This is a genomic window from Candidatus Thiosymbion oneisti, assembly GCF_004359955.1.
Taxonomy (GTDB): domain Bacteria; phylum Pseudomonadota; class Gammaproteobacteria; order Chromatiales; family Chromatiaceae; genus Thiosymbion; species Thiosymbion oneisti.
The window spans coordinates 1-8939 of the sequence record NZ_SMSC01000054.1; the positions used below are offsets into that span (position 1 = coordinate 1).

The 8939-nt window shown below is 61.2% G+C and carries 6 protein-coding genes; 4 read left to right on the top strand and 2 right to left on the bottom strand.

The window, feature by feature from the left end; translation table 11 throughout:
• The first annotated feature begins 58 nt into the window (after positions 1-58).
• Both folK and E1958_RS18850 read left to right on the top strand, forming a co-directional pair.
• On the top strand, positions 59-556 hold the full coding sequence (folK, locus tag E1958_RS18845; protein WP_133513248.1) for a 2-amino-4-hydroxy-6-hydroxymethyldihydropteridine diphosphokinase: 498 nt from the start codon (positions 59-61) through the stop codon (positions 554-556).
• 140 nt (positions 557-696) lie between these two features.
• Positions 697-930, top strand: a complete 234-nt coding sequence (locus E1958_RS18850) for a hypothetical protein (RefSeq protein WP_133513243.1) — start codon at positions 697-699, stop codon at positions 928-930.
• Between the two features lie 53 nt (positions 931-983).
• Here the strand turns inward: E1958_RS18850 and E1958_RS18855 are convergent, their stop codons facing one another.
• Positions 984-1973 (bottom strand): malate dehydrogenase, encoded by a 990-nt coding sequence (locus tag E1958_RS18855; RefSeq protein WP_133513244.1) that lies wholly within the window; start codon positions 1971-1973, stop codon positions 984-986.
• 490 nt (positions 1974-2463) lie between these two features.
• Between E1958_RS18855 and E1958_RS18860 the strand changes: the two genes are divergently transcribed.
• Positions 2464-3783: an SPL family radical SAM protein gene (locus E1958_RS18860; RefSeq protein WP_133513245.1), complete on the top strand. Its 1320-nt coding sequence runs from the start codon at positions 2464-2466 to the stop codon at positions 3781-3783.
• Between the two features lie 546 nt (positions 3784-4329).
• Positions 4330-6318 carry a bifunctional DedA family/phosphatase PAP2 family protein gene (locus tag E1958_RS18865; RefSeq protein WP_133513246.1) on the top strand — a complete coding sequence of 663 codons (1989 nt, stop codon included), beginning with the start codon at positions 4330-4332 and terminating at the stop codon, positions 6316-6318.
• 1464 nt (positions 6319-7782) lie between these two features.
• Here the strand turns inward: E1958_RS18865 and E1958_RS18870 are convergent.
• The gene (locus tag E1958_RS18870) at positions 7783-8145 is read right to left on the bottom strand and encodes a toll/interleukin-1 receptor domain-containing protein (RefSeq protein ID WP_133513247.1); all 363 of its coding nucleotides are present in this window, start codon (positions 8143-8145) and stop codon (positions 7783-7785) included.
• Positions 8146-8939: the final 794 nt, after the last annotated feature.

An 8939-nucleotide genomic window follows, 5' to 3' on the forward strand; every position in this document is an offset into this window, starting at 1 on the left:
AGGTAACCACTACCCAAAAAGGTAAAGATCACGAAAGCGGAGGCGGATTGATCCCGTGATGACGGTCTATCTCTCTCTGGGTTCCAACATCCGGCCGCGACACCATCTGGGTACTGCTTTGGAATTGCTTGATGCTCAGGATGCCATCCGACTCCTGGGCGAATCGCCGTGGTACGAGACACGCCCGTGGGGCGGCATTGTCCAGGCGAACTTTCTCAATCTCGTCTGTGCCGTCGAGACCAGCCTGCCGCCGTTGCAACTTCTGGAGGCCACGCAGGCAATCGAGCAGCGGCTCGGTCGTGTGCGTACCCTGCGCAACGGTCCGCGCACAATCGACATCGATATCCTACTCGCCGGCGACACCCGGTTGGAGACGCCAGCCCTGACGATTCCGCACCCCGGTCTGCTGGAGCGTGACTTTATGCTGGTTCCACTCCTCGATCTGGCACCGGACGCGCGGCTCCCTGGTGGCGAGCGGCTGATCGATAAATGCGCGCACCTGAGCCACCATCAGATCATCCGCAAGCTCACATTCGGTCGAAATCGGTCGAAATGACAACCAGGAAAATTAATTTTGGCTCTTTATGGATTCCAGACTGTTCACGATCATGGAGGGTACCACCAAACATTTTGGAGTGCCTGTCTGCCCCCAGGCAGGCGGCGGCAACCTGACTCCAGTCCCTACTGGAATCCGCGGTGCCCGACCCAACCGCAGGGTTGGCCCTGGCGCACCGGCTCGCCGCCGCTTTGGATTTGGCGATGCATAAGGCATTGCGGCCAGGGGAAAGCACCGTCGCCGCGGCGCGGGTGGAACCCGACGCCCAGGTTCTTGGCAAACGCCGCTGGGATCCCCCATCGCTGGGGTTCAATTCGACCGCGCCGCTTTGCCGGCGCACTCCAAAGCAGTCCGGAATCCATAAAGAGCCTTAATTTTTTATGGCACCCGTGCCTTCGATCTCCAAAGGTCACGGGTGCGACGACGGTCAGCCCAGGAGACTCTCAACGCCTTTGCGTTCTTCTTCGAGCTCTTTGAGTGTGAAGTCCATCTTCTCACGGGAGAAGGTGTCGATCTCGAGGCCCTTGATGATCTCGTACTTGCCGGCGGTACAGGTGCAGGGGAAGCCGTAGATCAGGCCCTCGGGGATCCCGTATGCGCCGTCCGAGACCACGCCCATGGTCACCCACCGGCCATCGCTGCCCAGCATCCAGTCACGCATGTGGTCGATGGCCGCATTGCCCGCACTGGCCGCCGAGGAGGCGCCGCGGGCTTCGATGATGGCCGCGCCTCGCTTGCCCACGGTGGGGATGTAGGTCTCGCGGTACCAGGTCTCGTCGTTCACCAGCTGCTTGGCATCCTGACCGGCTACGGTCGCAAAACGCAGGTCCGGATACATGGTGGGCGAGTGGTTACCCCAGACCACCATCTGCTTGATGTCCGAGACCGCCTTTCCGGTCCGGGTGGCCAGCTGCGAGACCGCGCGGTTATGGTCGAGCCGCATCATGGAGGTGAAGTTGGTAGCGGGTAGGTCGGGGGCGGAAGTCTTGGCGATGTAGGCGTTGGTGTTGGCCGGATTGCCGACCACGATGACCCGCACCTCGCGTGAGGCGACCTCGTTGAGCGCCTTCCCTTGCTCGATGAAGATCTTGGCATTGTCCATCAAGAGGTCCTTACGCTCCATGCCTGGCCCGCGCGGCTTGGCGCCGATCAGCAGGGCATAGTCGGCATCTTTGAACGCCGCCTTGGGATCGCCGGTGCCGATCATGCCGGCCAACAGGGGGAACGCACAATCGTCGAGCTCCATCATCACGCCTTTGAGGGCGCTTTGCGGTTTCTCCAGCGGCAATTCCAACAGCTGCAGGATGACGGGCTGATCCTTGCCCAACATCTCGCCGGAGGCGATGCGAAACAGGGTTGCGTAACCGATCTGGCCGGCGGCACCGGTAACTGCGACTCGAACGGGGGTCTTTGCCACGGCGGAACACTCCTCACATTTGGGGGTGGTGGTAGGCCCAGGGAGGCCCCAGGGACCTCAGAGCCTTGCTTGTTTTTCGCAGGTTGCAGGGGATAGTGCTTCCTGTGAACCCTTAATCCTTGCCCATGAAGAGGATTTCGTCAAGATGCCCGGGTGGGCCGGCAGGGTAGGCGCGTATAAATTCTCCCGAAAACAGGGTCTTGCAAGTAACCCGCCAAATTGATGGGCACGCTTCGCTTTGTGCATCCGATCAAGCAGTTGCGGCTCGGAAACCTCCGTGGAATGACCGAACCTAAAAACCATCTTGATGGATGCTCGCTTTGCCCATCCTACGGGCTACTGCGCCCACCAGGACACATCGAGCGGTATCCGGAACGAGCGCGGTGTCTTGAGCTTCGGATCGCGCGCAGTTAACCTGCCTGCTGGTACCGGGAAAACCGATCCATAAGATCATGTTTTCGCGAGGACTTATACGCACGGGCTATTCCATATGAGGAATCGCCAGGCTTACGAACAGAAATTCTCCCACCTCGTCGCGCAGACGCCGTTCGGTCGTCTAGCAGTCGAGGAGCGCGCTTTTCTGCGCCGACAGGCCGGGCATTACCGCTTCTCACAGCAGGAGCTGCGCCAGATCAGCGAGATCGGCGTCGAGCTGGCGATGTGGGACGCGCCCTCGCTGATGGCGGTCTGGCCCGCGTCGCCTCCGGCGGAGCTGCCGCCAAAAGAGCGCCGGGCCTTGGTGGTCGGCGCTCTGCACCGATACATGGAAGGCTTGCGGGCTACCCCGAGGCAATACGGCACGCCCGTCGCAACCCGCAGGTCGGGAAGCTACCGGGTCCGGGCGCGCGATCGGCGACGCGGGCACCTCGGGTTGGGCCGCTGTCCCGTCGCCTCGGAGCGGACCCGTTGCTGCAACCTGTTGACGCTCGATGCGGTGGAGAACTGCGGCTTCGATTGTAGCTACTGTAGTGTCCGGTCCTTCTACCACGACGACCAGATCCATTTCGATAGCCGTTTCGCCAACCGGCTCAGCGCCCTGCAGCTCGATCCCGAACGGACCTATCACATCGGCACCGGCCAGGCGTCCGACTCCCTGATGTGGGGCAATCGCTTCGGTGTGCTCGATGCCCTGATGGATTTTGCGCGCCGCCACCCGAACGTCATCCTGGAGCTCAAGACCAAATCCAAGAACATCGCCTATCTCTTGCAGCACCCGGTCCCCCGCAACCTCATCTGTACCTGGTCGCTCAATCCCCAGTGCGTCATCGCGCACGAGGAGCAGCGGACCGCCCGGCTCGATGAGCGCCTGAACGCCGCCCGGCGCCTGGCCGACCGGGGGATCATCGTCGGCTTCCATTTCCACCCCATGATCCATTATGCCGATTGGAAGGCGGATTACTCGGCGCTCTTGTCTCGCGTCGAGCAGGGGTTCGATCCCGCCGAGGTGGCGCTGGTCTCGTTCGGTACCCTGACCTTCACCAGGTCCGTCATCCGCCGCATCCGCACTAGCGGCAGCAAGACCCGAATCTTGCAGATGCCCCTGACCCCGAGCGACGGCAAGCTGTCCTATCCCGAAGCGATCAAGCTGGCGCTATTCTCCCACGCTTACCATGGCTTGGCCGCCTGGCACGGTCGGGTATTCTTCTATCTGTGCATGGAGAACCAGCGCCTGTGGCAGCCGGTGTTCGGTTTCGAGTATCCCTCCAACCAGGCGTTCGAGGCGGCGATGAAAGTGAGTTATTTCGACAAGATTCGTGGCGTCCGTACCCGACCTCATGCTTGTCGTGATGCTGGGGGCCTCGAATCTTAAATCCGCGGATTACACAGATTTCCGCAGCTGAAAAACGGGTAGAGCGTTCTCTATATAGGAGGTTCGTTGCCATGCCCGAAATAGCGCCCTCCGTGGCGTTCCGGGCGGCATTCCGAACGGCCTGCTACAGGCGATTCCCAAACCAGAGATATAGGGTAAAACGGGGTACTAGGGGGTGTTCTCAATTAACAAACGATCTAATCCTCGCTATCTCGAACCACGGATGAACACGGATAGACACGGATGGAGACAAATCCGTGTCTATCCGTGTTCATCCGTGGTTCTCTTCTTTCCGGTTGTTATCTGCACTAACCAACAGTTTTCACAGGCTAGATGGCCGCAACGTCCCAGCGGTCCGCACAGCGGACCCTACAGTCAATCGAGTGGTCAGGGTAGGGTCCGCTGTGCGGACCTTCGGAATGTCAACACGCCTAGTCCACACACTGGAGCATGTGAGCCAAGCGTGTGAGCATGCGAATACTATGAACTTTACAGCAGCGGTCGGAAACTAGGTACTTGTAGTCGGCCGACCCCGACCACTACCCCATGGCCGAGCTGCTCCGGGATCTGCTGACCTGGGTCGCGGCCAACCCCGGTTGGGCCTATCTGGGTGTCTTCCTGGTAGCCCTGACCGAATCCCTGGCCATCGTCGGGCTCATGGTGCCGGGTGCGATCATGATGGTCGGCACCGGGACCCTGATCGCCGCCGGCGCCCTGGACTTCTGGCCCGTGTGCCTGTGGGCGATCGTCGGCGCCGTGGTCGGGGACGGACTCAGCTACTGGCTCGGGCGCCACTACCGGGAACGGCTGACAAGCCTCTGGCCCTTCACCCGTTATCCGGACAGCCTCGCCGGCGGGGTCCGCTTCTTCGAAAAATACGGCGGCAAGAGCGTCGCCTTCGGGCGCTTCGTGGGTCCCATCCGGGCGGTCATTCCGCTGGTCGCCGGTATGCTGGGCATGCCGGTGGGGCGCTTCCTGGTCGCCAATATCCTCTCCGCCATCGCCTGGGCCCCCGCCTACCTGCTGCCGGGCATCGTCTTCGGCGCCTCCCTGGAGCTGGCCGCCGAGGCCGCCTTCCATCTGGTGCTGCTGCTGCTCGCCCTGGCGGTCGTGGTCTGGGCCGTGGCCTGGGGGGTACGGCAGGTCTTTCTGCGCTACAGCCCCCGTGCTAAGGGCTGGATCGAAGGCCTGCTGCGCCGGGCGGAATTTCATCCGCGGATGGGCGAGATCGCCCGTGCCCTCGCCGATCCCGGACACCCGGATGCCGCGACCCTGACCGCACTCGCCGGGGTCCTGCTCCTGACCACCCTGTTGTTCGCCCTGGTCACCGGCTTCACCGTCGCCGGGGCATCGGATCTACCGCTGAACCGGACGGTGCTGCATCTCGCGCTCAGCCTCCAAACCCCGACGGCGAACCAGCTCATGGCCGGCTTCAGCCGTCTCGGGGACCTGGCCGTCATCCTGCCCCTGATCCTGGTGGTCTGCGGCTGGTTGTACCGGCGCGGCGAGCACCGTCATGCCAACTACTGGCTCGCCGCGGGGACCTTCGCTATCCTCGCCGGGCCGCTGCTCGGGTATCTGCTCCAGATCCCGCGCCCTGACCCCGGGCCGGACGGACTCACGCCTTGGGCCTTCCCCAGCGGCCACACCCTGCGGGCCACGGTGGTCTACGGCTTCCTCGCCGTGGTGCTCGCCGGCGGCATGACCCCGACCTGGCGTTGGCTGCCCTACGCCTGGGCCGGTATGCTCATCACCCTGGTGGGCATCTCCCGGCTCTACTTCGGCGCCCACTGGCTCACCGCTGTCCTGGGCAGCCTCACCCTCGGGCTGGCCTGGGTGGCTACCCTGGGACTGGCCTATCGTCGCCACCGGGAGAGCGAGCCCGCCTGGCATCGGCTCGGATCTATTGCCCTAGGGACCTGTGCAGTCGCCTTCGGCCTCCAAAGCATCCTGTCTCAAGATCCCGATCCTGCCTTCCACGACCGGCCCCTAGCGACCACCGCCATCACCGACGCCGATTGGAGGACCAAGGTCTGGCGTATCCTGCCGCAAACCCGGGACGACCTGCGGCAGGCCGGCCATCATCCCTTGAACCTCCAGTATGCCGGCCAGCTCGCCGACCTGCGCGACCAGCTCGCCCACCAAGGTTGGGAGCCGGGACCCAGGCTGAGCTGGGGCAGGGCCATAAAACTGCTGTCCCCCTCCCTGCCCCTCGCGGAGCTTCCCGTCATTCCCCATGTCCACGAAGGCCGCCACGAAGCCCTGACCTTGGTCAAACAAGGCCCCGGTAAGCGCCGGCTGGTGTTGCGTCTGTGGCCGACCAGCTATCGCATCGATGGTGAGACGCCCCTGTGGATCGGAAACGTCACCGCTCAACACAAGCGGGTCGTTCTCGATCTGCTCGCCGTACCGACCACGGACGCCGACACCCACAGCCCCCTGGATTCCGTGCAAGAAGACCTCTCCACACTGCACCCCTTCCGCCCGGACCAGACCGCTCCCCTGCTGCTTCAGGCTACCTCTGTCCCACCGTGAACGGCAAAGGCGCAAACGCCATGAATACTTGAACCGCTCAAGACGCAGAGGACGCGAATCGTCCCGCTCGGATTGAGCATGGGAAAAGCCAATCCGGTGCCTTTGATTTGCGTAGAATACAAGTCGTGCAAAGAGCGTAGGATGCGGTGAGCGTGGGAGATCTTTCAGGATGGCACTGCTGGGTGGCGCGAACCGCATCGATGGATGGCGGCCTGTCCCACACCAGGTCGGTCACGGCACGCTCCAACGATGCGGTTCGCGGCCTACCCGCCCCGTCCCTGGGGCGGGTAGGCGCTCACCACATCCTACGGGCTTTTGCGACACCCTCTTAGAGGTCCGCACAGCGGACCCTACGTCAATCAAGAGGTTAGCGTAGGGTCCGCTGTGCGGACCTACTAATAGGTCAACAGGCTCTAGCGAGGCTTTGCCTCAGACCGAAGAAGCATGAATTTTGTTGTGCAGTGCATACAAAAATCGGAAACAAGAACCACGAATGGACACGAATATTTCGGCTCGTTCCCATGCTCCAGCGTGGGAACGCAGTTGTGGCCGCTCCAGCGGCCAAGGTTTCATAACGCTGGAGCGTCAGATCCCTCCTCCGTCGGGGCAAAGCTTGCTCTCACGCTGGAGCATGGGAGCTAGTGTAGTGCGCTGTAAATAGTAGAACTAACAAAGCCGCCCCTGGTCGGTTGTAGAGAGCCGATGCAAACAAGAGGCGGAGAATGCGATCTTGTCTCCGCTGTGACTCGTCCTGGCCCTGGCTGTAGTCGTTATATCGGAGCGTCTCTTGTGTGGAAGCTGGGCCTGGTCGGTGTGGGATACAGTCGGTCCAGAAAGGCGTCGAGGTGCCGGCCCGGGCGGCATAATTTCCCCATCTTCGGCCTCGGTAGGCAGGTATGATAGTTTGTCCGTCTGCTCGCTGAGCCACTCGGCACAAGCCCGACACGTACCAGGTGTAATATAGATCATCGGCCGCCTGCCCGTCCCCAGCCCGAATCGTCCAGCTCCGCGCGCCGGCTACCACCCTAGAAAAATACTGAAAGCGAGAAAACCTCCATCCCCAGTCCGCATCGCCTTCGGATTTCGCGCGCCCCAGCCCTCGACGAAGCTGGGTCATATTGAGCGAAGGTAACCTGGGTACGACCCATGGCGAAGGAATCCAGGGTTAAATTCTATGGACCGGTCCCCGTTATCATTGGTGCTCGGGCTCGGTGGCGGGGAGCCCACTCTGAAGCTACCGCCAGGATGACCACCATCGCCGGTCCCTGGAGCCGTCTTTGAGACTGTCGTATGGAAGACCGTCAAAGTGCTTTTGACCTTTGGTTTGCCTGACCGGTGATTGGCGGTGTTGGCGTCTCAGTCCGTGCTGGAATCGGCGCAGTATCGTCTGGGAGCAGGTTTCAGGTCCGAGGGCAGAGGTGCATTGGGCGATGAAGAGGGCGGGCTGGCTGGCAATGTCTGGGGTTAGACGCCAAATGGTCCTCGTAACATACTGATTTTAAAGAATGTTACAAAGGGAACAACTCTATTGTTGAATGGCAGAGGAAGCTCGATCCCTTCGTCGATCCGGATGGGAACGAATTTTCCCCGATCTTTCGCCCGAGTCGACTCCGCGTACACCCACTCGGAATCAACCGAGTGCTGCGACCAAACAGTGACGACACACCGCACTTTTTTCAGCATGGCCTCAATGCGCCTGCCGAAGGACTCGCCGGCGCGGATCTCCAGATCCCACCAGACCTGATAGCCCTCGGCGATCAGGGCATCCACCAAGGGCTTGACCCGTCGGCGGTCCTGTTGCAAATAGCTGATGAAGATGTCGGCCATGTCTCCAGCCTGTCCTGTTCTTTGTTCTTGCCCGGCGGACGTGGATCAAATTGTAAAGAGTAACCCGACGGCGAAAAAACTACGAATCACGCGAATCCTCGGCAGAGGCTAAAGTTATCTAGACCCTAAAAATTTTATGCTTGGCCGCTCACTTTCCGGCCCATTTAACGCCAGGACGCAAGGACGCCAAGACGCAAAGATTCTTTGTTCTTTCTTGGCGTCCTGGCGTCATTGCGTTTTTTCGCAATTTCCGTTTTTTCGCGAACTGAGCCACTACCGAATCCTCACGAAATTGTCATTCTGAACCGAAGGGAGGGATCTTTTTCGCACCGATTCGCGCGCTTCGTCGTTTTCTCTTTCGTATTCCGACCCACCACGACAAGCGGCGCTATACTGCCACACGGCACAATCTGAGCTTTTGAATTCCCCCCTCACCCCCGCCCTCTCCCGGAGGGAGAGGGGGTGAAACGCGCAGATTGTGCCGTGTGGTAGTACAACTTAATGGCATTGGGTTACCCACCGCTCCGCGGGGCTAACTTGGTCTACGCGAGCTATTCCGTAGCCTCAGCACAAGGACCGGATCATTTTTCCTATACTCATACCGCGTCGTTTTTCTTGCGTTGGGGTTACCTCTGGCTCCCACGCTCCAGCGTGGGAGCCAACCTGGTCCCGACGGAGGAGGGATCTGACGCTCCAGCGTCATGAAACCCTGTCCCGAGCGGAACGAGGGATCTCGGCCGCTGGAGCGGCACAACGGCATTCCCACGCTGAAGCGTGGGAACGAGCCAAAATCC